The sequence below is a fragment of the Microvirga guangxiensis genome (genome assembly GCF_900102135.1).
GTDB classification, from domain to species: Bacteria; Pseudomonadota; Alphaproteobacteria; order Rhizobiales; family Beijerinckiaceae; genus Microvirga; species Microvirga guangxiensis.
On record NZ_FMVJ01000003.1, the window covers coordinates 159,660 to 185,762 of the forward strand.

At 63.5% G+C, this 26,103-nt stretch carries 28 protein-coding genes and 1 tRNA gene; 18 read left to right on the forward strand and 11 right to left on the reverse strand.

Translation table 11 applies throughout. The features are described 5' to 3' along the window. Positions 1 to 131 precede the first annotated feature (131 nt). Complete coding sequence (locus BLP10_RS04325; RefSeq protein WP_091130633.1) at positions 132 to 1,826, forward strand: Na/Pi cotransporter family protein; 1,695 nt, start codon at positions 132 to 134, stop codon at positions 1,824 to 1,826. Positions 1,827 to 1,902: 76 nt separating this feature from the next. Here the strand turns inward: BLP10_RS04325 and BLP10_RS04330 are convergent, their stop codons facing one another. The 5 genes from BLP10_RS04330 to BLP10_RS04350 all read right to left on the reverse strand — a co-directional run bounded on the left by BLP10_RS04330 (position 1,903) and on the right by BLP10_RS04350 (position 7,515). Further along, positions 1,903 to 3,324, reverse strand: a complete 1,422-nt coding sequence (locus BLP10_RS04330) for an acetoin dehydrogenase dihydrolipoyllysine-residue acetyltransferase subunit (RefSeq protein ID WP_091130643.1) — start codon at positions 3,322 to 3,324, stop codon at positions 1,903 to 1,905. 1 nt (position 3,325) lies between these two features. Further along, a complete protein-coding gene (locus tag BLP10_RS04335) occupies positions 3,326 to 4,324 on the reverse strand; it encodes an alpha-ketoacid dehydrogenase subunit beta (RefSeq protein ID WP_091130647.1) in 999 nt (332 codons plus the stop codon). 7 nt (positions 4,325 to 4,331) lie between these two features. Next, entirely contained in the window at positions 4,332 to 5,360 is a 1,029-nt protein-coding gene (locus BLP10_RS04340) for a thiamine pyrophosphate-dependent dehydrogenase E1 component subunit alpha (protein ID WP_091130656.1), read from the reverse strand. Between the two features lie 53 nt (positions 5,361 to 5,413). Then, positions 5,414 to 6,742, reverse strand: coding sequence for an NAD(P)H-dependent oxidoreductase (locus BLP10_RS04345; protein ID WP_091130663.1), 1,329 nt, complete (start codon positions 6,740 to 6,742; stop codon positions 5,414 to 5,416). 152 nt (positions 6,743 to 6,894) lie between these two features. Then, entirely contained in the window at positions 6,895 to 7,515 is a 621-nt protein-coding gene (locus BLP10_RS04350; protein ID WP_091130668.1) for a hypothetical protein, read from the reverse strand. 224 nt (positions 7,516 to 7,739) lie between these two features. On the opposite strand from BLP10_RS04350, the gene BLP10_RS04355 reads away from it, so the two are divergent. The 5 genes from BLP10_RS04355 to ptsP all read left to right on the forward strand — a co-directional run bounded on the left by BLP10_RS04355 (position 7,740) and on the right by ptsP (position 12,490). After that, the gene (locus BLP10_RS04355; RefSeq protein WP_091130669.1) at positions 7,740 to 8,165 is read left to right on the forward strand and encodes a transcriptional regulator GutM; all 426 of its coding nucleotides are present in this window, start codon (positions 7,740 to 7,742) and stop codon (positions 8,163 to 8,165) included. A gap of 61 nt (positions 8,166 to 8,226) precedes the next feature. Then, a complete protein-coding gene (gene srlA, locus BLP10_RS04360; protein ID WP_091130688.1) occupies positions 8,227 to 9,018 on the forward strand; it encodes a PTS glucitol/sorbitol transporter subunit IIC in 792 nt (263 codons plus the stop codon). 18 nt (positions 9,019 to 9,036) lie between these two features. Then, positions 9,037 to 10,056 carry a PTS glucitol/sorbitol transporter subunit IIB gene (gene srlE, locus BLP10_RS04365; protein WP_091132032.1) on the forward strand — a complete coding sequence of 340 codons (1,020 nt, stop codon included), beginning with the start codon at positions 9,037 to 9,039 and terminating at the stop codon, positions 10,054 to 10,056. A 14-nt stretch (positions 10,057 to 10,070) separates the two neighbouring features. Then, entirely contained in the window at positions 10,071 to 10,457 is a 387-nt protein-coding gene (locus BLP10_RS04370) for a PTS glucitol/sorbitol transporter subunit IIA (RefSeq protein ID WP_091130692.1), read from the forward strand. A gap of 71 nt (positions 10,458 to 10,528) precedes the next feature. Beyond that, entirely contained in the window at positions 10,529 to 12,490 is a 1,962-nt protein-coding gene (gene ptsP / locus BLP10_RS04375; protein WP_091130699.1) for a phosphoenolpyruvate--protein phosphotransferase, read from the forward strand. Here the strand turns inward: ptsP and BLP10_RS04380 are convergent. The 3 genes from BLP10_RS04380 to BLP10_RS04390 form a co-directional block, all read right to left on the reverse strand. Further along, entirely contained in the window at positions 12,487 to 13,239 is a 753-nt protein-coding gene (locus tag BLP10_RS04380) for a hypothetical protein (RefSeq protein ID WP_091130707.1), read from the reverse strand. The genes ptsP and BLP10_RS04380 overlap by 4 nt on opposite strands. A gap of 133 nt (positions 13,240 to 13,372) precedes the next feature. Next, complete coding sequence (locus BLP10_RS04385; RefSeq protein ID WP_091130710.1) at positions 13,373 to 14,026, reverse strand: HAD family hydrolase; 654 nt, start codon at positions 14,024 to 14,026, stop codon at positions 13,373 to 13,375. Between the two features lie 32 nt (positions 14,027 to 14,058). Then, positions 14,059 to 15,084 (reverse strand): sugar-binding transcriptional regulator, encoded by a 1,026-nt coding sequence (locus BLP10_RS04390; protein WP_091130711.1) that lies wholly within the window; start codon positions 15,082 to 15,084, stop codon positions 14,059 to 14,061. Positions 15,085 to 15,263: 179 nt separating this feature from the next. Between BLP10_RS04390 and BLP10_RS04395 the strand changes: the two genes are divergently transcribed. From BLP10_RS04395 to BLP10_RS04410, 4 genes are all read left to right on the forward strand, one after another. Beyond that, entirely contained in the window at positions 15,264 to 16,688 is a 1,425-nt protein-coding gene (locus BLP10_RS04395; protein WP_091130712.1) for a PTS galactitol transporter subunit IIC, read from the forward strand. Positions 16,689 to 16,695: 7 nt separating this feature from the next. Beyond that, positions 16,696 to 17,157 (forward strand): PTS sugar transporter subunit IIA, encoded by a 462-nt coding sequence (locus BLP10_RS04400; protein ID WP_091130721.1) that lies wholly within the window; start codon positions 16,696 to 16,698, stop codon positions 17,155 to 17,157. 16 nt (positions 17,158 to 17,173) lie between these two features. Further along, positions 17,174 to 17,461: a PTS sugar transporter subunit IIB gene (locus BLP10_RS04405; protein ID WP_091130724.1), complete on the forward strand. Its 288-nt coding sequence runs from the start codon at positions 17,174 to 17,176 to the stop codon at positions 17,459 to 17,461. A gap of 127 nt (positions 17,462 to 17,588) precedes the next feature. Next, on the forward strand, positions 17,589 to 18,047 hold the full coding sequence (locus BLP10_RS04410) for a hypothetical protein (RefSeq protein ID WP_139165432.1): 459 nt from the start codon (positions 17,589 to 17,591) through the stop codon (positions 18,045 to 18,047). A gap of 98 nt (positions 18,048 to 18,145) precedes the next feature. Here the strand turns inward: BLP10_RS04410 and BLP10_RS04415 are convergent. Next, a tRNA-Ala gene (locus BLP10_RS04415) sits at positions 18,146 to 18,221 on the reverse strand. A gap of 180 nt (positions 18,222 to 18,401) precedes the next feature. Here BLP10_RS04415 and BLP10_RS04420 point away from each other — a divergent pair. Genes BLP10_RS04420 through folD form a run of 3 tightly spaced genes read left to right on the forward strand, consistent with a single transcriptional unit; the run spans position 18,402 to position 19,930 of the window. After that, positions 18,402 to 18,692: a YggT family protein gene (locus BLP10_RS04420; RefSeq protein ID WP_091130730.1), complete on the forward strand. Its 291-nt coding sequence runs from the start codon at positions 18,402 to 18,404 to the stop codon at positions 18,690 to 18,692. Between the two features lie 14 nt (positions 18,693 to 18,706). After that, positions 18,707 to 19,024, forward strand: a complete 318-nt coding sequence (locus tag BLP10_RS04425; protein WP_091130733.1) for a DUF167 family protein — start codon at positions 18,707 to 18,709, stop codon at positions 19,022 to 19,024. 3 nt (positions 19,025 to 19,027) lie between these two features. Then, complete coding sequence (gene folD / locus BLP10_RS04430; RefSeq protein ID WP_091130736.1) at positions 19,028 to 19,930, forward strand: bifunctional methylenetetrahydrofolate dehydrogenase/methenyltetrahydrofolate cyclohydrolase FolD; 903 nt, start codon at positions 19,028 to 19,030, stop codon at positions 19,928 to 19,930. Here the strand turns inward: folD and BLP10_RS04435 are convergent, their stop codons facing one another. Together BLP10_RS04435 and BLP10_RS04440 are read right to left on the reverse strand one after the other, a co-directional pair. Next, on the reverse strand, positions 19,931 to 20,608 hold the full coding sequence (locus BLP10_RS04435; RefSeq protein ID WP_091130737.1) for a hypothetical protein: 678 nt from the start codon (positions 20,606 to 20,608) through the stop codon (positions 19,931 to 19,933). Between the two features lie 93 nt (positions 20,609 to 20,701). Continuing rightward, positions 20,702 to 21,589: a LysR family transcriptional regulator gene (locus tag BLP10_RS04440; protein WP_091130739.1), complete on the reverse strand. Its 888-nt coding sequence runs from the start codon at positions 21,587 to 21,589 to the stop codon at positions 20,702 to 20,704. Positions 21,590 to 21,791: 202 nt separating this feature from the next. Between BLP10_RS04440 and sdhC the strand changes: the two genes are divergently transcribed. The 5 genes from sdhC to BLP10_RS04465 all read left to right on the forward strand — a co-directional run bounded on the left by sdhC (position 21,792) and on the right by BLP10_RS04465 (position 26,089). Further along, positions 21,792 to 22,187 carry a succinate dehydrogenase, cytochrome b556 subunit gene (gene sdhC / locus BLP10_RS04445; protein WP_091130741.1) on the forward strand — a complete coding sequence of 132 codons (396 nt, stop codon included), beginning with the start codon at positions 21,792 to 21,794 and terminating at the stop codon, positions 22,185 to 22,187. Between the two features lie 10 nt (positions 22,188 to 22,197). Next, positions 22,198 to 22,617: a succinate dehydrogenase, hydrophobic membrane anchor protein gene (gene sdhD, locus BLP10_RS04450; RefSeq protein ID WP_091130742.1), complete on the forward strand. Its 420-nt coding sequence runs from the start codon at positions 22,198 to 22,200 to the stop codon at positions 22,615 to 22,617. A gap of 11 nt (positions 22,618 to 22,628) precedes the next feature. Then, positions 22,629 to 24,452: a succinate dehydrogenase flavoprotein subunit gene (sdhA, locus tag BLP10_RS04455; protein ID WP_091130743.1), complete on the forward strand. Its 1,824-nt coding sequence runs from the start codon at positions 22,629 to 22,631 to the stop codon at positions 24,450 to 24,452. Positions 24,453 to 24,466: 14 nt separating this feature from the next. Beyond that, positions 24,467 to 25,249, forward strand: a complete 783-nt coding sequence (locus tag BLP10_RS04460) for a succinate dehydrogenase iron-sulfur subunit (RefSeq protein ID WP_091130745.1) — start codon at positions 24,467 to 24,469, stop codon at positions 25,247 to 25,249. Positions 25,250 to 25,474: 225 nt separating this feature from the next. Continuing rightward, positions 25,475 to 26,089 (forward strand): AprI/Inh family metalloprotease inhibitor, encoded by a 615-nt coding sequence (locus BLP10_RS04465; protein WP_244510392.1) that lies wholly within the window; start codon positions 25,475 to 25,477, stop codon positions 26,087 to 26,089. The last annotated feature ends 14 nt before the right edge of the window (positions 26,090 to 26,103 follow it).

Sequence of the window (26,103 nt, forward strand, 5' to 3'; positions counted from 1 at the left end):
CCGACCGCGATGCGCCTCCTCGGAGGCCAGCAAAGATATTTTATTCACTTTCGACCTCAAAGGGCTTGCAATCGAGGGCTATTCGCACTCTATCGGAACATTAAGTCGGCAAAACAAATCAGGCATAGGAAATGGACGCTACCCGGACACTCATTCAGATGATTGGCAGTGTCGCCCTGCTCTTGTGGGGCGTGCGCATGGTGCGCACCGGCGTGACCCAGGCCTTGGGCACCCAGCTGCGCAGGATGGTGGCCGTTTCGTCCAGCAATCGGTTCTCCGCCTTCATCACCGGCATGTTCGCGACCACGCTGCTGCAATCGAGCACGGCGATGGCGCTGATCATAGGCTCCTTTGCTGGGCGAGGCCTGATCGGGCTGTCGGCGGCGCTTGCCGTGATGCTTGGCGCGGATGTGGGCTCGACGCTTGCAGCGCAGCTTCTCGCCTTCGACATCAAATGGCTCTGGGCGGTTCTCGTCGCGGGCGGATATGTGCTCTACAGTAGCCGCGAGAGTGCCCTGGGTGCAGCCCGTGCCATCATCGGTCTTGGCTTTCTCCTGCTCGCCCTCCAGGAGCTGAGCATCGCAGCGACAGCATTGCGCGAAGCCCCGACCATGCGCATCGTGCTCGGCGCGGTGGGCGGCGAGCCCCTCATCGCACTCGGCATCGCGGCGCTTCTGACCTGGGCGGCCCATTCGAGCCTCGCCATCGTTCTGTTCGTCATGTCGCTGGCTGGAGGCGGGGTCATTCCTGTGCCGGTGGCGTTGATTCTCGTCCTCGGCGCCAATATCGGCGGGGCCTTCGCTCCCTGGGTGGCGCTGTCCGGCTCTCCGCCTGCGGCGCGGCGCGTGCCTCTGGGCAACCTGCTCATGCGCGGCGTGATCGGTCTTGCCGCCATCCCGTTCGTCAGCTTCATCGCCGATGAAATGGCGCTGTTCGTGCAGGATCCGGCCCGCAACGTGGTTATTTTCCACACCGCCTTCAATCTTGTCGTGGCGCTGGTGGGGCTCCCTCTTGTCGGAGTGATCGCCAACCTCCTGCAGCGCTGGGGCAACGAGCCCGAGGTTTCCATCGATGAAGGCAAGCCGCGCCATCTGGAAAAGAGCGTGCTCGATACGCCTTCCGAGGCCCTGGCATGCGCCATGCGCGAATCCCTGCGCATGGGCGATCTGGTTTCGTCCATGCTGCAGAATGTGCTCACGGCTATCGAAGGCAACGACCAGAAGCTGGTGAAGGACATCGAGAAGGCAGACGACACCGTCGACCGCCTGCACGAGGCCATCAAGCTCTACCTCGTGGAAGTGTCAAAGGCGCCCATGACGGAAGAGGAAAGCCGCCGCCTGCTGGAGATCCTGACCTTCACGACCAATCTGGAGCATATCGGCGACATCATCGACAAGAACCTCGTGGAGCTTGCCGCCAAGAAGGTGCGGCGCCAGCTCTCCTTCTCGGCTGAAGGGCTGGAGGAAATCCGTGGCTTCCATGCGCGCGTCATCGAGACCATGCGTCTTGCCGCCAACGTGTTCGCCACCCGCGATGTGGGTCTCGCCCGGAGGCTCTTTGCCGATAAGAGCGCCATGCGCACGGCCGAGCGCAATGCCGCCGAGAGCCATTTCGTGCGCCTGAAGGATGGCAGGCCCGAATCCATTGAGACGAGCTCGATCCATATCGACATCCTCCGCGACCTGAAGCGCATCCATGGCCACCTCACGGCCACGGCCTATCCGCTTCTGGAGGCCGAGGGCGATCTCGCGGAGTCACGGCTCAAGCAGAAGAGCAATCGGGACTCGCAGGACGATCTGTCCCTGCCCGTGAGCGGACGCGTTTAAAGGCGAGTTTCGAAGACGCAAAAAGAAATGCCCGGCATAAAGCCGGGCATTTTTCGTTGTTGAGGTATTCAGCCGCCTATCCGAGACGGGCAAGTTCTGCCGCAAGCCGACCGATGGCGTGCCGCTGCTCGATTTGCGGCATGTGACCGGTGGCCGGAAAGAGGTGGACGGCCACTGTCCCCGGCAGGCCTGCCGCGTGCCGGGCCGGAATGATTCGGTCTTCCGTGCCGTAGACCACCTTCACCGGCCAATCGAAGTTTTCCAGCAGGTGGCGGATGGTGAAGGATTGCGTACCGTCCGGGAAGAGGCGGGCCGCGAGCTGTTCCTGCGATTGCGTTAGCGTGCCGTTGCGGGCGCGCAGCGTTGCGCTGACGAAGGACGGGCCCAGGCTGCTCTCCTCAAAGGCAAGTTCGCGAACCCATGGAGCAAGGCTCGCCTCGCTCGTGGCGCGCAGGAAGCCGGAGATGAAGGCGCCGTTCATGTCGGGGCCCAGACCGGCGGGCGACAGCAGCATCAGCGAGCGGATATCGAGCTGCGATTGAGCGGCGGCTGTGGCCGCGACGGCCGACCCGAGGGAATGGCCGATCAGATGCAGGCTCTCGACACCTTCCTCGAGAAGGGTGTCGATAACGGACGCAGCCAGATCGTCGAGTGTGCTTTCACTGGTGAGCGGCGAGCGTCCATGCCCGGGCAGGTCGATGCCGAGGATCGGACGATCCGCGGGCATGGAGACCAGAAGGGGACGCCAGCTGTTCAGGTCGGAGCCGAAGCCATGGATCAGCACGAGCGGCGTGCCCGTTCCCTGACGCAGCCAGACCCGGTTCAAGGCGCCTGCCTCACGCGGCCCCGATGAAGCTGCCGGCGCGCGGGAGGAGGAGTGCTCGGCGGGAGCGGCAGGACGCGTCTCGGAGGATGCGCCCCTGGCGCTGACATGCTCCAGCACGTCGCTGTGCTGGATGCGGCCGCGAGGCCCCGACCCGCGCAGCCGGCTCAGCTCGATTCCACGCTCGCGTGCCAGACGGCGGGCAAGCGGGGTGGCGCGAATGCCATGCGAGTCGGCAGGAGCAGGTTCCCGTTCCGGCGCTTGAGCGGCCAGGGACGATCCCGGAGGCGTTGACGGAGCCGAATAGGAAGGCTCGGCAGGAGCATCGGTTGCGGTCGGGATGTCGATGGGCGCTCCGGGCGCGGCTTGAACCGGGCCGCCAGCGGCCTGAGCGGGTGCCGCTTCAGCCGGGGCAGCAGGAGCCGTGTAGGCTTCGTTCTCGCCATAGATCATGGCGACCACGCTTCCGACCGGTACTTCCTTGCCTTCCTCGCCGGTTACATCCCGAATGATGCCTGAGACGGGCGCCTCGATTTCCATCGCAGCCTTGTCGGTTTCGATCTCGAAGATCACCTGGCCCTTTTCGACCTTGGCGTTCTCTTCCACGAACCACTTGGAGACTTTGCCTGTCGACATATCCATGTCGACCCGCGGCAGGATCACCTCAGTCGGCATGTCAGGCCTCCTTGCGAACGAGCTTGCGCGCAGCGGCGACGATATCGGGAACCTGCGGCACGGCGGCCTTCTCGAGGTCCGGATTGTAGGGAAGCGGAGATTCCGCGCCACCCAGACGCATCACCGGCGCATCGAGATAGTCGAAGGCCTCGCTCTCGGCGATTGCCGCGCTGACCTCCGCGCCGATGCCGAGCGTTTTCACGCCCTCATAGACGCACAGGAGGCGCGAGGTCTTCTTCACGCTTTCGATGATGGCAGGCGTGTCCATGGGACGAAGTGAGCGCAGGTCGATCACCTCGACGTCGATGCCTTCCTCCGCGAGCTGTGCAGCCGCATCGAGCGATTTATGCACCATGATCGCGGTGGCGACGATGGTGAGGTCACGGCCCTGGCGGCGCGTCTCGGCCTTGCCGATCGGCACCGTGTAATAGCCCTCAGGCACCGGGCCCTTCATTTTGTAGAGCAGCTTGTGCTCGAAGATCATCACCGGGTCGGGATCGGCGACGGCTGCGAGCAGAAGGCCCTTCGCATCGTGCGGTGTCGAAGGCTGAACCACTTTCAGGCCGGGCACGTGCGCGAGCCAGGCTTCGAGGCTCTGGCTGTGCTGGGCCGCAGCACCCGTGCCGGAACCTGCGGGGAAGCGCATGACGAGCGGCACGGAGACATTGCCGCCGAGCATATAACGGATCTTCGCAGCCTGGTTCACGATCTGCTCCATGGCGAGCGTCGCGAAATCCGAGAACTGGAACTCGAAGATCGGGCGCATGCCTGTAAGGGCCGCGCCGACCGCGACGCCTGCGCCGCCGAGCTCGGAGATCGGGGTGTCCATCACCCGGTCCTCGCCGAAGCGATGAACCAGGTCGCCGGTCACCTGGAACGCGCCGCCATAGACGCCGATGTCCTCGCCCATGAGGAAGACACGCTCGTCCTGCTCCATGGCGATGGCCATCGCCTCCTGGATGGCTTGGGCATAGCTGAGTTCACGCACATTCGCATCCATGGCAGGTTCAATCCGTGTAGACATAGCGGGTGACGTCGGAGGGTGAGGGCGAGGGGCTGGCCTTCGCGAATTCGAGACCTTCGGCGATCTCGACTTCCACCTCGGCGCGAACCTTCTCGATCTCCTCGGGCGTGATCAGTCCGAGATCCGTGAGCTCCTTCTCGAAGATCCCGATGGGGTCACGGGCCTGCCAGGACTCGATCTCTTCCTTCGTGCGGTAGCGGTTGCGATCCGAGCGCGAGTGGCCGCGAATGCGGTAGGTCTTGCTCTCGATCAGCGTCGGACCCTCGCCGCGGCGTGCGCGGTCGCAGGCCTCGAAGGAGGCCGCGGCGACCTCGGCGAAATTGTTGCCGTCGACGATGACGCCCGGCATCGCATACGCGCTGGCGCGGTCGGCGATGTTCGGCACCGCCGTCGAGCGCTTCGTCGAGGTGGACATGCCGTAGCCATTGTTCTCGCACACGAAGACCACCGGCAGCTTCCAGACGGCGGCCATGTTGAGTGCCTCGTGGAATGCGCCTTCGTTGTTGGCGCCGTCACCGAAGAACGACACGACGACGGAATCCTTGCCCTGCTTCTTCATGGAAAGGGCCGCGCCGACTGCAATCGGAATGCCGCCGCCTACGATGCCGTTCGCGCCAAGATTGCCCTTGCTCACATCGGCGATGTGCATGGAGCCGCCCCGGCCGCGGCAATAGCCGTCTTCCTTGCCGAAGAACTCGGCGAGCATCTTCTTCACCTCGGCGCCTTTGCCGATGCAGTGGCCGTGGCCTCGGTGTGTGGAGGTGATGTAGTCGGCGTCCGACAGGGGCATGCAGATGCCTACGGCGCTGGCCTCCTGGCCAATCGACAGGTGCATCGTGCCATGGATGAGGCCGCGCATGTAGGATTCTTCCGCGCTTTCCTCGAAGCGGCGGATGAGGTGCATCTTGCGCAGCGCCTCGCGCAGATCGTCGGCTGACAGGCGCCGGTAGATATCCGGCAGATTGGCGGCATGTGCCGAAGCCGCCGCCTTGTTGGTCGTGGATTGAGCCATGACTGTTCTCTCGGCAGAGGGGGTGGGGGCGGCGCAAGGCCGCCCGTTCGGGTTCAGGCAGCCGACACGAAACGCTGATCGGCCTCGTCGAGACGACGGCGGATCTGCGTGACGATGAAGGATTCATCGGGCTGGCAGTTGTCGTAGGTGAGACGCTCGCCGGCCTTGATGGGCTTGATCACCTTGGCGCGCTCCGACAGGCCGAGCGGCAGAGCCTTCTCCGACCGCGCTTCGCTCCAGGTCATGGCGAAGCCGCGATAATCCGTCTCGCCGATCTTGCCGAGCGTCTCGCCCGGCTGCAGGTCGCGCTTGGCCACCGACACGCATTCGGCCACGGGATGATCGAGCGGCTGCATGTCGGGCTTGCCGAAGGCAACGGCGCGGGCGGCCGACAGCGGCGTCTCGAGGCTTGTGAGGTGATACGGGCGCAGGATCGAGAAGCATGGACCGGGGCCCACCTTCAGGTCGATCATGCGCTCCAGCACGCGCGGGTGCTTCGGCTTCACGATGCAAAACACGCCGGGCGCAACGCCCTTGCCGATGGAGTAGTCGACCACACCCGACCGGCTGAGAATGCCGCCGTCTTCCTTGGTGCACAGCACCTGCGCCAGCTCCTCGCGGGTGGCCTTCGGGCCGTGCATGCCAGGGACGTCAGGCACCAGGCCGGTGGCGTTGGCAACCGCCACCATCTCGACCATGGTCTTGGTACCGTCCACGAACTCCACCAGCATACGCGCATTCATGTTGCGCTCGCGGGCTTCCTGCTCGTAATCGGCAGGCATGGCGTCGAACTTCAGCGGATTGTTCTTGCCCTTGCCGGCGGCCACGATCTCGAAACCGAGGCTCTGGGCGAAGCTGATGATCTCCATCGTGCAGGCAGGCTCGTCGCCGGCAGCGCCGGTGTAGACCACGCCGGCCTTGCGGGCCTCCTCCTTGAGGAAGCGGCCGACGGTGATGTCGGCTTCCACGTTCAGCATGACGACATGCTTGCCGTTCTTCATGGCCTCGAGCGCGAAAAGCGTGCCGATGTTCGGGTTGCCGGTGGCGTCGATCACCACGTCGATGCGGCCTGCGGCGCAAAGAGCATTGAGGTCGTCGGTAATGGCGATCTTGTTCGCCTCGATGGCGCGGTCGATGTCGGAAGGGCTGGAGGCGTTCACGATGTCATCGGCGGCGAAGCCGGAGAGGAGAGCCGCATCGCGCGCAGCCTCGGTACGGACCTCGGAAATCGCGCCGATGCGCACGCCGGTCATGAGAGCGACCTCGACGACGATGTCGGTTCCCATCTGGCCAGCGCCGGCCAGGCCGATGGTAATCGGACCGGATTTCTCCATCCGTGCTGCAAGCTCGGCCGCCAAACCCAATTGCGTGACACCTGTCATCGAAGCCTCCCTTCTTCCTGAAATGATCTTAGACCAAGTACTGAACTTTTGTGCTTTGGTCAAAGAATATGTACAGTAACCTTATCGGCTCTACGCGCCTTGGAACTCAGTTTCAGCAGGCTGGTGAACGGCCCCTCAAGGACCTGTTCCGGCTATTGCAGCACAGGCTGCATCTCGTCCTTCACGGTATCCCGCAGCGAAGCCCAACCCAGGTGCTGCCAATGCGGCTCCTTGCCGACAAAGAGATCGAAGAAGCCGATCGCAGCCGACGGGTCGTCTGCGGTGTTCTCGCGAAACGACCACCAAGTCCTGATCTCTGTTGCGGCTGGAGCAAGGGATAGGGAGGTTCTGAAATCCTGTTGCAGGATCGCGTCGAGCAGGCTGGCGCAATAGCTGGTGAGCAGAAAGCCTTCAGGCCAGAACGCCGCAATGGCCAGGGTTTCCCCCGGCAGACCGCCGGCGTTGGGCCGATCAGGTTCATCCGGAATCCTTATGGGTGCCGTGCGAATGAGTTCGGCCAGAAGAAGGCCGCAGGTAAAGGTGCAGAAATCCGCGCTGTTCTGGGGATTGAATTGCTTTGCTTGAGCGAGCTTCTCCGCCCAATTCAGAAATGCCAGAGTGCTTATGCTTTCATCGACCTCAACCGCTACGCTCATGTGCTGAGCGACGAGATCGATGCCGCGGTTAAAGCTGCTGCGAAATCGATGGAGGCTTTGGACTTGATGCCTCAGATCCGGGATACGGACGAGCTCCTTGCTGAGGGTCAGATCCATCGTTGCGCTCCCAAGTGAGGGAATGCCGGGAAGTCCCGGTCGAGGCCCTGCCCGTGACAGGGCATTCTCTCCGCTTTCAATAAGCACTGTTATGTACACATTGACACTTGATATGGCAAATGTTCTCCTCGTAAGGAGAATGGACAAACTCGGCCCCCAGGACCGATGATGGACCTTAAAGGAAACGCGTACTTCGCTTGCATGGTTCAAGCTGGAGGTGGGTGATGGCTCTTTGGCAGATCGGCTTGCTCCTGCTCGCCGCTGTATGGCTGCTTCAGGCCGTCGGGACTTGGCTCCAGATGCGCCACTACCGTGAGGTGATGGGGACGATCCATAGCCGCTGGACCGACGGTTATATGGGCGTCGGCAATGCCCGCGCCAGCCTGGGACGCGGCGTCATTCTCATCCTCGTTGTGGCTCCTGACGATACGATCCGGGACCTGTTCGTGATGGAGGGGCGCAGCGTTTTCGCCAAGTTCAAGCGCTTGGACCAGTTCGAGGGCCGCGATGTCGTCAGCCTTCTCGCCGACGAAGCCTTCATTGGAATGCGTGGACGCAAGCAGGCTTTAGAGCAGGCTCTTCAACAGATCGAGAATGCGAAGGCTCGGAAAAGCGAGGCTGCGGCTGCGCTACGAGACCAGCCGGCATAGCCCGGCTGGATCTAAAAGAGAGTGGGGGGGCCGGCCAGGCCCTTTGTCAAAGGGAGGAACCATGACAATCTTCAGCACGATGGCTCAGCACATCGATGTTGTGAGTGACAGTCTTCACTACGCATCGCTCAGTGCAAGCCATGCCGTCCACGGCCTTGGAGCAGCCGACGGCGCACACGCAAGCCAGATCGCAGGCCAGGCGTCAGGTGACCTGATCATCCTGGCGCAGAATGCGGCTCCGGCTGCTCCCGCCACCGGCGCCGATTTCGCCGAGCGCGTGAAGAACGTCGCCCAGGAGGAGCAGCTCGGATGGCTCTCCACCATCGGTCGTCACTTCATCGGGGTCTTCCAGCAGGGTGGACAAGTCTTCACCGGCTTCGTGACCGGCATCATTCCAACCCTCATCGTGCTGATGACTGCCTTCTACGCGGTCACGGAAATCGTCGGCGAGCAGCGGGTGCATGGATTGGCGCGCGCAGCGGGTCGCATCGCGCTGACGCGCTACACGGTGCTGCCCGTCATGGCGATGTTCTTCCTCACCAACCCGATGGCCTATACCTTCGGAACCTTCCTCGAAGAGAAGCACAAGCCCGCCTTCTACGACTCGGCCGTGTCTTTCTGTCATCCCATCACCGGTCTCTTCCCCCATGCCAATGCGGGCGAATACTTCGTGTGGGGCGGCGTTCTGGTGGCTCTGCAGCAGCTTGAATCCAGCGGAAAGCTGCCGGCCGGATGGCACGTGAATCTGGCTGTCTGGTACTTCATCGTCGGTGTCGTCGTGATCCTCATCAGAGGCATCGTGACGGAAAAGATCACGCAGATCATGGCTCGCCGCGAAGGCGTGAAGCTCTGAGCGACGATGGAGGGTGCCATGGAAAAAAAGTTTAAAGCAGTTCGTGTCGATCGCGGCTCTAGCGGCTGGGGCGGTCCCCTGGTCATCAAGCCGACATCGCAGAAGGACAAGATCGTCGCCGTGACCGGTGGCGGAATTCCTCCGCTGGCGCAGAAGCTCGCGGACATGACCGGCGCAACGGTCGTCGATGGATTCCGCGCGCCGCCTGTCGAAGGCGAAATCGCCGCCGTCGTGATCGATTGCGGTGGAACCGCCCGGTGTGGCGTCTATCCGCGCAAGCGGATTCCGACGATCAACCTGACACCTGTCGGGCAATCGGGACCGCTCGCCCAGTTCATCACCGAAGACATCTACGTGTCGGGCGTGAAGGAGGCGAGCCTGTCCTATGCGGACGAGTCCGATATTCCGACGCCTGCCGCAGCAGGAGCTTCGGACCTGTCGCCGTCCGTGGGTGCGGCCGCAGCCGAAGCCCGCGAGGATATCGCCCAGACCCCGCCTCCCGCCGGCGGCTTCATCAAGATCGTCACCAGCGTCGGCCGCGTCATGGGCCGGGCGGTTGCGATCTTCTTCAATGCCGGACGCCGGACGATCGATCAGGTCATCCGCAACGTGCTGCCGTTCATGGCCTTCGTGACCATGCTGATCGGCTTCATTCTGTACACCGGCATCGGCGATCTGCTGGCCCAGCCCATGGGACCGCTGGCCAACAACATCGTCGGCCTCATCGTGCTCTCGGCCATTTGCGCCCTGCCGTTCCTCTCGCCCGTGCTCGGGCCGGGTGCGGTCATCGCGCAGGTGATCGGCGTGGCGATCATCGGTCCGCAGATAGCCAATGGCACCATTGCACCCGCAATGGCCCTTCCAGCGTTGTTTGCCTACAACGCGCAGGTCGGCTGCGACTTCGTTCCCGTCGGTCTCGCCCTTGGTGAAGCCAAGCCGAAGACCATCGAGATCGGTGTTCCCGCCGTTCTTCTAAGCCGCCAGATCACCGGACCAATCGCGGTCCTGATCGCCTACGGAGCGAGCTTCTTCCTCTAAAGAAAAAGAGATCCATGACCGTTTTCTACCAGACCAAGATCACCGATGTCGGCTCCGAAGTTCCTGAACTCATCGAAGGCGGCGTCCTGATCCTCTATGCAGCGGGAGCACCGCCGGAGCTTGCAGAAGTTTCGGTGCTGCACGATGTGCAGGCCGGACCGACCGCGGATGAACCGCCGGTGGGCGCGGTGCTTCGCATCGGCAATGTCTCCGCCAAGCTGACGGCTGTTGGAGAACTGGCATGGAAGAAGGTTGCGGATATGGGCCACGTCGTCATCAATTTCGACGGAGCCGAAACCGCCGGACGCCCGGGGGAGCTTTGCGCTTCCCCGGTCGATGCCGCCACTCTGCTCGGCGCCCTCGCTTCCGGTGCTGAGATTGTGATTGAGACCGCCGCTTAAGGCGGATCGTGATTTGTTGAAGTATTTGTGCGGCGACCCGTTCGCCGCCCCTTTTTCTTTGGAGATGAGCGATGCAGGTTGAACGGACCGTTTGCGTCAGAGTTCGCGATGGGCTGCATGCGCGTCCAGCGACCCAATTCGTCAAGCTTGCCAAGAGCTTCCAGTCCGACATCGAACTCGTTCGCGGCGAACAGGGCGTCAGCGCCAAGAGCTCCGTGAAGCTCATGCTTCTCGGTGTGAAGGAGAACGACGAGCTCATCATCCGCGCCAGCGGCGAGGACGCAGCTGTCGCCATGGATGCGCTCGCACGCTTTCTGGAAACGCCCGATGCCGGCTTGGACGTCGGCGGAGCGAGCGGCGCTTCCGCCGCCGAAAAACCGCAACCTTCGCCTCAGCAAGCCACGGCGCCTGCAGCCTCCGAAGGTGCCAAGGGAATCCCGGCAGGCGAGGGCACGGCCCTCGGCCCCGTCTATCCGTTCTTTCATGAAGACCTCGTCGCCGACCGGCGCCAGATCCCCGTGGAGCGGATCGAAGAAGAGGTTCTGCGTTATGAGGCGGCCGTGGCCCAGACGGTTGCAGCCCTTCTCGAAGGGCGCGACCGCGCGGGCCTGAAGCCCGACGACCTCCAGATCATCGACGCCCTCGTGGACGTCGCTCACGATGCCGAACTCGTCGAGCAGATCAAGAACCGCATTCGCAACGGCGACGATGCCGTCCATGCCACGGTGTCCGCCGGCGAGGAGCTCGCCCGCAGCTTCGAGGCGATGAGCGATGCCTATATCCGTGCGCGGGCGGAAGACATCCGTGGTGTTGCGCGCAACATCGCCCTGACATTGCTCGGCCGCAAGGATGCGACCCTGGCCGACGTTCCTGATGGCGCGATCATCGTCGCGGAAGAGATCAGCGCCTGGGATTTTGCGAAAGCGCCGATCAGCCGCATCGGCGGCATTCTCTGCACGACAGGTTCCACCACGTCGCATGTGGCCATCATGGCAAGGACCCACGGTCTGCCGGCCGTGCTCGGATATGGCGGTTCTCTCGAGGCGCTTCGCGCGGCGAAGACAGTCGCCATCAACGGCAGCACCGGCGAGGTCGTGCTCGATCCTTCCGAGGATGTGGCGGCCGCTTATCGCGAGCGCATCCGCAAGGAGGCCGAGGCCCGCGAGCAGCTTGCGGCCTTTGCGCATGTAGAGCCGAGAACACGCGACGGAAAGCTGATCGAGGTCGCGGCCAATCTGGGCTCGCTCAGCGAGGTCGACGCGGCGCTCAAGGCCGGCGCCATGGGCGTGGGTCTGTTCCGCACGGAGCTGCTCTTCATGGAGCGCAAGGTGCTGCCGACGGAAGACGAGCAGACGGCGATCTACACCGAACTCGCCCGCGCCTTCGCGCCGCGTCCGGTGATCGTGCGCACGCTCGATGTGGGCGGCGACAAACCTGTGGCGGGCATCGAATTTCCCGAGGAGGAAAATCCGTTCCTGGGCTGGCGCGGCGTTCGCATGTGCCTCGACCAGCCGGAGATCTTTCGCCCGCAGCTGAAGGCGCTTCTGCGCGCGGCAGTTGTGGGCAACATCAAGGTCATGGTGCCGATGATCGCCGACATTTCGGAGCTGAAGGCGGTCAAGGCGCTCGTGGAGGAGTGCAGGACTGAGCTTCGCTCGCAGAACGTGCCCTTCGGCGAGATCGAACTCGGCATCATGATGGAAACGCCTGCGGCGGCCCTGACCGCCAACGAGTTGGCGACGGAGGCGGATTTCTTCTCCATCGGCACCAACGATCTGACGCAATACGTGATGGCGGCCGACCGTCTCAATCCGCGTCTCGTCAAGCTCAACCGTGCGGATCATCCTGCCGTGCTGAAGGCCGTGGACATGATCTGTCAGGCCGCGACGAAAGCGGGAATCTGGGTAGGCGTCTGCGGTGAGGCGGCCGCGCGTGAGGATCTCATTCCGGAGTTCGTCCGCATGGGCGTGACCGAGTTGAGCATGAGCCCGGCCTCCATCGCCCGCGCCAAGAAGCGCATTATCGAGCTCTAGGGCAGATAGGGCAGGACCCGCAGGAACTCTCCCGTCAGGGACTGAACGGGAACACGCGAATCCATGGCCGCCGTAAATTCGGGGAGGCGGGCTTGCACAACGAGCCTGCCGCTCTCCAGAACGTCCGAAGTCTTCATGGTGACAGCCGCGGGGCGCTTGGAGGCTATCGCGAGCGCGAGGCCGACGATCGCTGCACAGAGACGGTTCGGGGATTCCATAGCGGGCTGCGAAGACGTGTCCGGAGATTGCACGATGTCGAACCGGCGGATCGGACGCGCCATGTCGATCTCGCAGGCAAGAGCCGCGCAAAGCTCGGCCTGACGCTCGAAATCCTTTGCTTCCGTCACCGGCCTCCTGTCAGCCTCGGCAACCTCGGCGATCAAAGTGCCGTAACGGCTCTGCAGGTTCTGCCTGACGGACTCGATGGCATGCTCCGAAACATAGACGTTCTCGACCGGCAGGTCTCTCAGCAGGTGGCCGATATACCGGTAGATGATCGTGACGAAATCCGACGGGCCCCTGGCGTAATTGTTGAGCGATGTATCGCTCAGGAGCGAGGAGATCGGCTTGACGGGGCCGGACAGGACGCGCAGCTCCCCCGGCTCCTGCAGGGCGATCTTCGCGGCCTTCTCCAGCGATCCGAACACGGCATCCGAGAATTGCAGGAGCGGCTTGTCGGGAAGGATGTGAATAGGGAGGGAGCGTGGAGCGAACTCGGATCCGATGGCATCCAATGCCCTGTCGATCATCCCCGCCTCATGGCGGATTGTATAGCGGATCTTCCGAAGCGTATCCCTTGCTCGAAGGAAGGTGATGCTTGGCCGTCGCATGATGGATCCCGCGGGGCGTTTCCGTGAGGCTTAACGATAGCGGATCAACGCGTCACAGGCCGATATGTTTGCCGATGGCGTTCCAATCCGCTTCCACGTAATGAGCGCCGGCTTCGAGGAGAACCTCCGCATGGGGTTCTTCCAGATGGCTGCCGCCGATATAGCCGATGGCCGTCATGCCGGCAGCGCGGGCGCCTTGAACGCCGAACGGCGAATCTTCGATGACGACGCAGTTCTCAGGACGCACGCCCATTTGCCTGGCGGCGTGCAGAAACAGGTCCGGCGCAGGCTTGCCCCGCTCGACTTCGTGGGAACTGAAGAAGTCGTCTCCGAAGAACGGCAGGAGGCCCGTAACCTCGAGGCTGAGCCGGATGCGGGTCTTGTCCGAAGACGAGGCGACGCAGCGGCGATAGGGAAGTTTGCTGAGGAAGGCGGGCACGCCCGGTGTGGGTTTCAGCTTCTCGACGAACAGGGCGCGGGTGGCTGGCCAGATATCGTCTGCTGTCTCCGGGCTGATCGTTGTTCCGGTTTGCGATGCGATCCGCGCGAGGATGTCATCGCGCTTCATGCCCACGCAGGCAGCCACCATCGCGGGGGTCGCCGCAACGCCCTGCGCCTGGAGTACCGAGCACATGGCTTGGCTTGCAAGAATCTCGCTGTCCACCAGCACGCCGTCGCAATCGAAAATGACAAGTTCCGGAGACATGAGGCTCTCTCAGATCTGAAAAAGGATGGGGCTTAAGGGGCGTTTACCCCGACTGCCTTGAGAATCGCAGAGGCCGTGACCTCGTCGGTGATAAACACTGTCGGCTTCACCATGCGAATGCCGCCAATGATCGCATCGACCTTGTTGGGGCCGCCCGACGTGAGAATGCGATTGGGAGCCGCAGCAAGGCTTTCGACGGGGATCGCCATGACGCGATCGTTGGTCGGGTGATCCACAAGGCGGCCGTCGACTCCATAGAAATAATAGAGCAGGTCGCCGACCGCGCCTTCCTTGACGAGCGCAAGCCTGTCCTGCTCCGAGAAATAGCCGAAGCGGTAGGCCGTCGCGTCCGCCGTCATGCCGCCGACGCTGAGCAGGACGGTGTCGAGGGAGCGAGCCACATCGAAAATCTCGGACAATCCGCAGCGCTCGATGAGCGTGCGCTTGGTCTCAATGCTGTCGACGAGGGCCGGTGCGGGCAGCAGGAAGCATTCCGACTGAAGCAACCGGGAGAACTGCCACGCGAACTCGGTGGGATTGTACTGCTTGGCCTTCACGATGCCGCCCAGGAGCGACACGACGGAGATGTCGGGAATCTGGCGGTCGCTGATGAAGTGGAGCGCCTGATGCAGGGTCTTGCCCCAGCCGACGCCGATCTTCATTCCAGGCTGCAGGAACTCGGAAACGAACTGGCCCGTCGCGGCCGCGATGGGTCTCGTCGGATCGGCGTCCGGTGACGAGAGTGGCGCTACCACTGCCTCTCCGATGCCGAAAGCCCGCTCAAGCGCCATCTCGAGGGCCGTCAGTTCCGATACATTCCGGTTGAGGGAAATGCGGACCTCATGCCGGTCGCGCGCATCGGACAGAAGGCGCACGACGGTGACGCGGCCAATGCCCAACGCCTCCGCGATGGCACTCTGGGTCATCTCCTCCACATGATACATCCAGGCGGCGCGAAGCCTGAGACGGTCCGAGCGGCGCCCGATAGAAATCGGGCCTTCGTCGGTTTCGACGGACGCGGCGGCAGCGTTCTTCTTTCGCGTCTTATTCTGGGTCATGAAAGGTTTCTAGCTTAGGCTTGTCACTGAGACAACAAAGGACGCTTCTCAGAACATATTGCACCCTCAAGAAACAGATGATCTAATCCATTCGATCTCGCCAGGGTCGGGCGGGTCATGTCGAGCGCTGGACGAAAGAATGCCAGACGACAGTGAGACTCACTGGGAGGGTAAAGACCATGGACAGTATTTTGACCGCCTTCAAAGGCGTCGTCGACACGCTCGGCGCAACGGTTCTGCTGCCGATCATCATCTTCGTCATCGCGCTCGTGCTGGGCGCCAAGCCCGGTCGCGCCTTCCGGGCAGGCTTGACCATCGGCATCGCCTTCATCGGCATCAATCTGGTGCTGGGGCTGATGCTGACCACGCTCGGCGAAGTCGCGCAGGCCATCGTCAAGAACACGGGCATACAGCGCGATATCGTCGATGTGGGCTGGCCCTCGGCTGCGGCCATCGCCTTCGGCTCCTCGGTCGGCCTCTGGGTGATCCCCATCGGCATCCTGGTCAATGTGGCGCTGCTTCTCGCAGGACTGACGCGAACGCTTAATGTGGACGTGTGGAATTTCTGGCACTTCGCCTTCGTCGGCTCGCTCGTGGTGGCTGCGACCGGCAGCCTCGGCTATGGCCTCATGGCGGCGGCGCTGATGGCGGCTCTCTCGCTGGTGCTCGCCGATTGGACAGCCAAGGGCGTGCAGCGGTTCTACGGTGTTCCTGGCGTATCCGTGCCGCACCTCGCCTCCGCGCAGATCGTTCCGATCGCGATTGGCCTGAACTGGCTCATGGATCGCATCCCCGGCATCAACAACATTCAGCTCGATACCGACACCGTGCAGAAGCGCCTCGGCGTCTTCGGCGAGCCCATCGTGCTCGGCCTCATCATCGGCCTTATCCTCGGCTTTGCCGCCTATTACAACGCGGGCGATGCAGGCACCGTCATCTCCCAGTCCCTGAAGACCGGCATCAATCTCGCGGCCGTGATGCTGCTGCTGCCGCGCATGGTGAAGATCCTCATGGAAGGCCTGATCCCTGTCTCGGAAGCCGCCCGCGAGTTCGTGCAGAAGCGCGCCGGCAACCGGGAAATCAATGTGGGTCTCGACTCGGCCATCCTGATCGGGCACCCCGCCGCCATCGCGAGCTCCCTGGTGCTCGTGCCGGTGGCGATCCTTCTCTCGATCATCCTGCCCGGGAACAGGATCATCCTGTTCGCGGATCTTGCGGTGATCCCGTTCATCGTGGCCATGGCCGCTCCCATCGTGAACGGCAACGTCTTCCGCATGATCGTGATCGGCACGGTGACGCTGATCGTCGGCTTCTATGTGGGCATGGCGCTCTCGCCGCTCATGACCTCGACCGCGCAGACCGCCGGTTTCCAGATGCCTGCCAACGCCACGCTCATCACCAGCGTCGTCGACGGCTTCCTCTACATCCCCTATCTCGTGATCAGCGCGATCTCGGCGCTGGGGCTGTTGGGTGTCGGCATCGTTCTCGTCGCCGTTCTCGCGCTCCTCTTCGGATTCCGCGCCGCGCCGCGGGCCTGGGAGCGCGCAGCCGGTGCCGAGCCTGAAGAGCCGGTCGTCCAGACCCGCGCGATGCCTGCGGAGTAAGCAAAAGATGGCGGTAGACTTTCGCTCGATCCTGTCCCCCCAGGCCATGTGCCTGGGGGTCTCGGCTCAATCCGCGGATGAGGTGATCGCTCTTCTGGGCGAACGCCTCATCGCGATGGGCAAGGTCAAGGCAAACTACACCGCCGCCTTGATCGAGCGGGAGCGCACCATGCCGACGGGTCTGCCTCTCGGCGCAATCAATGTGGCGGTTCCGCACTCGGACCCCGTGCACGTGATTGCGCCCGCTATTGCGCTAGCGACGCTCACGGAGCCCGTGTCCTTCGGGAGCATGGACGACCCGGACGAGAAGCTGCCGGTTCAAATCGTGGTGGCCCTTGCCTTGAATGACAAGGACGCGCAGATCGAAATGCTCCAAGCCGTGGCGGGCTTCATCCAGAATCCGGGTGCGCTGTCTGCGCTGTTGTCCGCCCGGACGCCGGAAGAAGCCTTCGCCGCTTTCCCTTCCTGAACAAAGAGAGTGCCCTATGGCTCAGCAGAAAGTCGTCCTCATCGCATGCGGAACGGCCGTCGCCACATCGACCGTTGTCGCGCATGCCATTGAAGAAGCCATGGCCGAACGCGGCATTCCCGTCATGACCCGTCAGTGTAAGGCCACGGAAGTGCGCAGCATGGCGGCTGACGCGGACGTGGTGGTCGCAACCACCCCGGTGCCGGACGATCTCGGGAAGCCCACCTTCAAAGGCCTGCCCTTCCTGACCGGCATCGGCAAGGCTCAGGTGCTCGACGATATCGAAAAGGCGCTGCGGGGCTAGACCCGGCGGGTTTGGGAGGCTTCCGCAGTTCCGCTGGAAGAACTGCTCACAGCGGGGCGCGGCAGCCCCCTCTTGGCCGATTGCATGCCCCCTTTGAGCTGGACGCCGCTGGCCAATGACACCGGACTTGACCCCGGTGCTCGTTCTGTGTTTGTTCTTGCAAACACATGGATCGAAAAAGGCTGGCCAAACCGTGACTCGTAAAGGATCAGAACAGCAGCTCGCCGAGCCGGCTGTGCTTGAGCAGCAGGCGAAGGACATGAAGCGTCTGCTCGCAAAAGCTGAGCAGACAATCGGGAAACTGCAGGAGAAATTGGCGGATCAGAAGAAGCTGGTTCGCGAGCTCCAGGCTCAGGCGAAGCATGAGACGAACCTTGCTGCGGAATGCGAGGAGCTCAAATCCGAAATCGCTGACATGAAAGGCGAAATTCGGGAGCTGACACGGACCAACCGGGAGCAGGTCGAAAAGCTCGATGCGGCCCGGATGGAGCTGATGAAAGCCAAGGCCACCGCGAAAATCCCAAAGCCGACCGGAACCGCTGCCAGGGCACGTTCTCGGGACTACTTGCAGCCCACGCTGCCTTGAGGACGAGAGAACAGGCGGGATGGGCTGAAGGGTCACCACTTCGCCCAACCGTCATGCGGCTGGGAAGATTGCCTATTATTCTGGAAGATGGAGAGGCTTGGTGGAGCTGAGGGGATTCGAACCCCTGACCTCTGCAGTGCGATTGCAGCGCTCTCCCATCTGAGCTACAGCCCCGGCCGGTGCAAAAAGACCATGCGGGCCGATTTTTAGGCCTCACGGCTGGGATCGTCAATCAGCCAGAGACCAGGGAAGTCTCGCCTTTCGGAGGAGAAGGGCTGCTTTTGAGACGGTGATGGGTTGTTCAGCCCCGCTTGGAAGGTTACATGAGCAGCGCCCGTTCCTGACAGGTTTCCCATGCGCGCTCTGTTCGAAGTCATTCTCGTCGCCCTGCAGCTCTATACATATCTCATCATCGCCTCTGCGATCCTGAGCTGGCTGGTGGCCTTCAACGTGGTCAATACCCGCAGCGAGTTCGTCCGCTCGATCTGGAAGTTTTTGGACGCGGTGACCGAGCCTGTCTTGCGGCCGATCCGGAACATCATGCCCAATCTCGGCGGCGTCGACATCTCGCCGGTCATCCTGATCCTGATCATCATGCTGATCGACCGGGCCATCCGGTACTACGTGCTGCCCTTCGTCTATTAAGGAGGGAAGGGCGTTTGAGCCTCCTTCCTTGGCGCATCCGTCCCGATGGTCTCGAGGTCCGCTTGCGCGTGACCCCCAGGGGCGGGCGCGACGCCATCGACGGAGTGGAGGTGCTCTCCGACGGCAAGCCGGTGCTCAAGGTCCGTGTTCGGGCCGCGCCGGAGGACGGGGCGGCCAATGAGGGCGTCCGGCGTCTGCTCGCCAAAGCGTTGAGGCTTCCCGCCTCCGCGGTGAGCCTGGAAACCGGCGCGACCGCCCGGCTGAAGACATTTCTGATCGCGGGTGAGGGAGAATCCCTCGCCAGAGACATTGCTGCTTTGACAGGACGCTAGCCCATGACCGCTGCCATCATCGACGGAAAAGCCTACGCGGAAGGCCTTCGCGCCCGCATCGCGAGCGCGGTGAGGGACCTGACGGGCAAGGGCGTGACGCCGGGGCTCGCCGTGGTGATCGTAGGCGAGGATCCGGCAAGCCAGCTCTATGTGAAGAACAAGGCCAAGCAGACGGTGGAAGTCGGCATGCGCTCCTTCGAGCACGTGCTGCCTGCCTCCACCACGCAAGCCGAGCTTCTGACCCTTGTCGCGCAGCTCAATGTCGATCCGGCGGTGGACGGCATTCTCGTGCAATTGCCGCTGCCGAAGCAGATCGATGCGCAGAAGGTGATCGAGGCCATCGACCCTGCGAAGGACGTGGACGGCTTCCATCCGATCAATGCGGGCAAGCTGATGACCGGCGTGCCGGGCCTCGTGTCCTGCACGCCGCTCGGCTGCCTCCTGCTGATCCAGTCCGTCCGCCGGGATCTGGCGGGCTTGAATGCCGTGGTGGTGGGCCGATCCAACATCGTCGGCAAGCCGATGGCGCAGTTGCTGATCGCGCAGAGCTGCACGGTGACGGTGGCTCATTCCAAGACCCGGGATCTGCCTGACGTATGCCGCGAGGCCGATATCCTGGTCGCCGCCGTCGGACGGCCCGAGATGGTCAGGGGCGATTGGGTGAAGCCCGGCGCCATCGTGATCGACGTGGGCATCAACAGGGTGCCGAACCCGGCCGCAGGCGAGGGCAAGACCAAGGTGGTGGGCGACGTAGCATACGCGGAGGCGGCGGGCGTGGCCTCCGCCATCACGCCGGTTCCCGGCGGCGTCGGCCCCATGACCATCGCCTGCCTCCTGCGCAACACCCTGGAGGCCGCATGCCTGCGCCGCGGCCTCGCCATGCCGGCGGTGGATTTCGCAGCCTGATCAGTTCGCCGCGAAGCAGTAGAACAGTCCCGCGCCGCCGGTGCTCTTCAGGGCATCCTGGCTGCATCCGCCTCGCGAGGGGTGCGAGGTGTTCCAGGATTTGGCTGGCGGCGAGTCGTCCAGGCCCATGCGGTCGTGGTGACCGAGCATGACGGCGCCGTCCGTGCCGCTCTTCGTCCAGTTGCCGCAGGTGCGATCCTCCGCGCCAGCAAAGGCTGTGCCGTCGGCCTGCGTCCCGGTGAGGATGTCGTGCTGGTTGGGCTGGTCGCCTCGGCCTTTTACCATCTCGCCCTTCTCGGTGAGCGCTGTCTGCTTGTTGAGGTTGTTGTTGGCGCTGTGCAGGTCCGCCACGTCCTTGGCAATGACGACGCCCTTGGCGTTCTGCCAGGGGCCTCGGCCGATCCGGTCCTTGGCGTTGACGGCGGTGGCGCCGCCCGTGGCCTGCGTGGAGAGATAGGCCCGCCACATCTTGCCGCGAATCCCGGCGGCTTCCGCGAGGGTCTGGCAATGCCGGTCCGCACCTTCCAGCCCGCCGAGGTCGGCGCCCTTGCCCGAGCCGACGCTGGTCACGAAGAAGCTCGTGTCGGCAGAGGCCGTCTGGGCCTGGGCCGCAGCCGGCGAGGCCAGGGCCAGGAGGCCGATGAAGGCCATGGGCGATAAGCCGTTCGTTCCACGCATTGTCATCCTCCGCGATGAGATTTGGCGCCCCTTTGGTCAAGACAATCGTGAAGCGGCATTATTCCTCGGCTCACGGCGTCGTGAAGGCGAGCCTCAGGTGCCCTGCCGCAGATGCGCCACGAGCTGCCGGGCCGAAGAGGGCAAATCCTTGAGAGAGCGAATGCAGAGGGTCAGATCGCGGGCGGCCCATGAATCCTCCAGGGCGACGGGGTGGATCGCCATGGTGCGGGCGGCGCGCTGGGCGGTGGTCTCCGGAACGATCCCGAGGCCCACGCCCGCCTCCACCATGCGGCAGACCGCGTCGAAGCTGCGCAGCTGTACCCTGAGGCGAAGGGGCCGGCCGATGCGGCTCGCCTTGCTGGAGAGGAACCGCTGGAGAGCGCTGGCCCGATCGAGCCCGACGAAATCGTGCTCCAGCACCTTCGAGAAGGCAATGCTGGGATGGGAGGCGAGGGCGTGGCCCGTTGGGACCGCCAGCACGAAGCGGTCGCTGCGGAAAGGATAGGTTTCGAGCTGGCCCGTATCCACCGTGCCGGCCACGATGCCGATATCGCCCACGCCTTCGGCGATCAGCCCCACGATCTCGTCGCTCAGCCGCTCCTCAAGATCGATGGAAACCTGCGGATGCTGGGCCAGAAAGGCGCCGAGCGCCTCGGGCAGGAACTCCGTGAGGGCATTGGTGTTGGAGAGGATCCGGATCTGTCCCGCCAAGCCGCCGGTGAAGGAGCCGAGATCCTCCTTCAGCCTCTCGGCCTGGGCCAGGAGGGTCCGGGCATGCTGAAGCAGGGTGCGTCCGGCAGGCGTGAGCGTCACACCGGCCCGGGTGCGCAAAAGGAGAGGGGCACCGAGCGACTTCTCCATGTTGCGGATGCGGGTGCTCGCGGCGGCCAGCGCCAGATGGGCCCGTTCCGCTCCATGGGTGATGCTGCCTGCCTCGACCACATGTCGGAAGAGGCTCAGGTCCGTCAGATCGAATTGCATATCTTTCCTTCGTCATCCGCGAAGGGAGATAAGAATAATTAAAAATTGTCCTATAAGCGAGGGGAGAGCATTCTTCGCCGCCGACGAAGTGTGCCTGTGGTCGTCATCTTGGGCGGAAGGCGCATTGCGGTGTTCCCGCGCTTCCGATACGAACCATTCCAAACTACGGGCGACGCGGCGTCGCCGATCAGGAGTGAAAGCTATGGCTGAGGCGAAAGTGGCCCCGCGCCCCTTGTCCCCGCATCTTCAGGTTTACCGCTGGAGCTGGACGATGGCGATGTCCGTCGCCCACCGTATTACGGGCACGGCGCTTTACGGCGGCATCGCCCTGCTGGCGATCTGGCTCGTGGCCCTGGCCTCCGGCCCCTCGGCGTTCGACGCCGTGCAATGGTTCTTCGGCTCGCCCCTCGGCTACCTGATCCTCTTCGGCTACACCTGGATCCTCATGCATCACATGCTCGGCGGCGTGCGCCACCTGGTCTGGGATTTCGGCTACGGCATGGAAGCGGCCCAGCGCATCAACATGGCCCGCTTCACTCTCATCGGCTCGGTCGCGCTCACCCTCGCGATCTGGGTCATCGCCTTCCTCGCGTTCTAAGGAAAAAGCCATGGCCGACAACAGGGCTGATACCCGCGTTTCCATGCGTACCCCGCTCGCCCGCGTGAAGGGCCTCGGCGCTGCCGGGCACGGCGTCGAGCATTGGTGGGTCCATCGTGTCACGGCGGTGGCGAACGTCCCGCTCATCATCGCTTTCGTGATCATCGTCGCGTCGCTGGCGGCCTCGCCGTCCTATCAGGATGCCATCGCCATCATCTCGCATCCGCTGATCGCGATCATTCTGCTGCTCGCCGTTCTCTCGGTGGTGAATCACATGCGCCTCGGCATGCAGATCATCATCGAGGATTACGTGCACGAGAAGGGCTACAAGATCGCGGCCCTGATCGCGAACAACTTCTATGCCGCGATCATCGGCGTGGCGTGCCTCTACGCCATTCTCAAGGTCAGCCTCGGCCGCATCCTGGTTTAAGGAATTCTCTCATGGCTCAAGCAACGAACGGCGCAGCCATCAACGGCAAGGCCTATAACATCATCGACCACACCTTCGACGTGGTGGTCGTGGGTGCCGGCGGCGCAGGCCTTCGCGCCACCGTCGGCTGCTCGCAGGCCGGCCTTCGCACCGCCTGCATCACCAAGGTGTTCCCCACCCGCTCGCACACGGTGGCGGCGCAGGGCGGCATCTCCGCATCGCTCGGCAACATGGGGCCGGACGATTGGCGCTGGCACATGTACGACACCGTGAAGGGTTCGGACTGGCTCGGCGACCAGGATGCCATCGAGTACCTGGTGCGCAACGCGCCCGCGGCCGTCTATGAGCTGGAGCACTGGGGCGTTCCCTTCTCCCGCACGGCTGAGGGCAAGATCTATCAGCGTCCCTTCGGCGGCATGACCACCGAATTCGGCAAGGGCACCGCGCAGCGCACCTGCGCCGCCGCCGACCGCACGGGCCACGCGATCCTCCATACGCTCTACGGCCAGGCCGTCCGCAACCAGACGAACTTCTTCATCGAGTATTTCGCTCTCGACCTGATGATGGATTCCGACGGCCGCTGCATCGGCGTCGTGGCTCTCAATCAGTCCACCGGCGAGATCCACCGCTTCCGCGCCCACATGACGATCCTCGCCACGGGCGGTTACGGACGCGCATACTTCTCCGCAACCTCCGCACACACCTGCACGGGTGACGGCAACGCCATGGTGCTGCGCGCCGGCTTGCCGCTGCAGGACATGGAGTTCGTGCAGTTCCATCCCACCGGCATCTACGGTTCGGGCTGCCTCATCACCGAGGGCGCGCGCGGCGAAGGCGGTTACCTGACGAACTCGGAAGGCGAACGCTTCATGGAGCGTTACGCTCCTTCCGCGAAGGACCTTGCCTCCCGTGACGTGGTCTCCCGCGCGATGACCATGGAGATCCGCGCCGGTCGCGGCGTGGGCAAGAACAAGGATCACATCTACCTGCACCTCGATCACCTCGACCCGAAGATCCTGCACGAGCGCCTGCCCGGCATCTCGGAAAGCGCGAAGATCTTCGCGGGCGTCGACGTGACGAAGGAGCCGATCCCGGTTCTGCCGACCGTGCACTACAACATGGGCGGCATTCCCACGAACTATCACGGCGAAGTGCTGACCCTGAAGAACGGCAACCCCGACACGGTGGTGCCCGGCCTCATGGCGCTCGGCGAAGCGGCCTGCGTGTCCGTGCACGGCGCGAACCGCCTCGGCTCGAACTCGCTCATCGACCTCGTGGTGTTCGGCCGCGCGGCGGGCCTGCGCTGCGCCGAGATCCTGGAGCCGAATGCCCGTCACGCGGATCTGCCCAAGAACGCCGACGAGCTTGCGCTCTCGCGTCTCGACAAGTTCCGCTATGCCAACGGCTCGACCTCGACCGCCGAGCTGCGCAATCAGATGCAGCGCACCATGCAGAACAACTGCGCGGTGTTCCGCACCGGCGAGGTTCTGGAAGAGGGCCGCAAGCTCATTCACGACGTGTGGAACGCGAGCGCCGACGTCAAGGTCACGGACCGTTCGCTCATCTGGAACACCGACTTGCTCGAGACGCTCGAGTTCGACAACCTCATCGGTCAGGCCGTCGTCACGATGGAAGGCGCCGCCAACCGTCAGGAATCCCGCGGCGCTCACGCCCGCGAGGACTTCTCCGAGCGCGACGACAAGAACTGGATGAAGCACACGCTGGCATGGCTCGACGACACCTCGCACAAGGTGACCCTCGATTACCGTCCGGTGCACACCTACACCATGTCGAACGACATCCAGTACATCGAGCCGAAGGCTCGCGTGTACTAAGGAAGACGAAAACAATGGCTCAGTTCACGCTTCCCAAGAACTCCAAATACACCGAAGGCAAGACCTGGCCGAAACCGGCCGGGGCTTCCAACGTCCAGGAATTCCGCATCTATCGTTGGAACCCGGATGACGGCGCCAATCCGCGCATCGACACCTATTACGTCGATCGCGACGATTGCGGCCCGATGGTTCTCGACGCGCTTCTGTGGATCAAGAACAACGTCGACTCGACGCTGGTCTTCCGCCGCTCCTGCCGCGAAGGCATCTGCGGTTCCTGCGCCATGAACATCATGGGCGGCAACACGCTGGCCTGTACGCTCGGCATCGACGATTGCGCGTCGGATTCGATCAAGATCTATCCGCTGCCGCACATGCCGGTGCTGAAGGATCTGGTGCCGGATCTCACGAGCTTCTTCGCCCAGCACGCCTCGATCCAGCCCTGGCTGCAGACGGAGACGGCGGAGCCCGAGAAGGAATGGCGTCAGACGCCTGAAGAGCGCTCCAAGCTCGACGGTCTCTACGAGTGCATTCTCTGCGCCTGCTGCACCACCTCCTGCCCGAGCTATTGGTGGAACGGCGACCGGTTCCTGGGTCCCGCAGCCCTGCTTCAAGCCTATCGCTGGCTCATCGACAGCCGCGATGAGGCTACCGGAGAGCGCCTCGACAACCTGCATGATCCTTTCCGTCTCTACCGCTGCCACACGATCATGAACTGCGCCAACACCTGCCCGAAGGGCCTGAACCCGGCAAAGGCCATTGCCGAGGTGAAGAAGATGATGGTGGCTCGCGCGGTCTAACCCAGACAAAAGCCTGGCTCCAGGCTGCTGTTTCTTTGCATGGCTCCCGGAGCGGCCTGGTCCGCTCCGGGAGCTTTTTTATGCTCACTTGCTCGCGAACTCGGTCGCATTCGGGGCCTTGCAGGACCGCCTCGGCTTGACTCGCACCCCATCTCTGCCATTTCAGGAGAGCTGCAACGACTGAAACAAGAATCGATTCCTCTGTTCCAAGAAGTATCTGCCGCGATGATCGACATGAAATCCCGTGCCTATGCCCTGACCGTTACTCTCTGCGCCGCTTTGGCGCTGAGCGCATGCTCGTCCACCCGCCTGGGTGGATCGTCAGGACGTAGCGCCGCGGCTGCGCCGGCTCTCGCACCCGTAGAGGCCGTGCCGTCCGGGCCCGTCGAGGCTGCGCCGCTTGCCCCCATCGAGGGCCAGCCGCTGTCGCCCATCGCCGGTGCGCAGGCACCCCTCGACTCAGGCCTGACACCGCCTGCGGGCGGAACAGACATCGCAGGTCTTCCTCCGGCTCCCCCTCCGGGCGTATCCGCTGCTCCTGCCGCTCCCGCGGCGCCCACCAGCCGCACGGCCGTGGTCGGCAGCTGGTCCGCGCGCGATGCGTCGGGCAAGTCCTGCCGGATCCAGCTCTCGAGCTCGCCCGCGCTCGATCTCTACCGGGCTTCCGCCTCGGGCTGCTCCAACCAGGATCTGTCGAAGGTCAATGCGTGGGATTACCGGGACGGCGAGGTCTACCTCTACCAGACCGGAGGCTCGGTCGCGGCGCGCCTTCGCGGCTCCTCGTCGGCCCTCTCCGGCGTGCTCGCCAAGTCCGGCGCTCCCCTGTCGCTCTCGCGATAGCAGCTCTGACGATA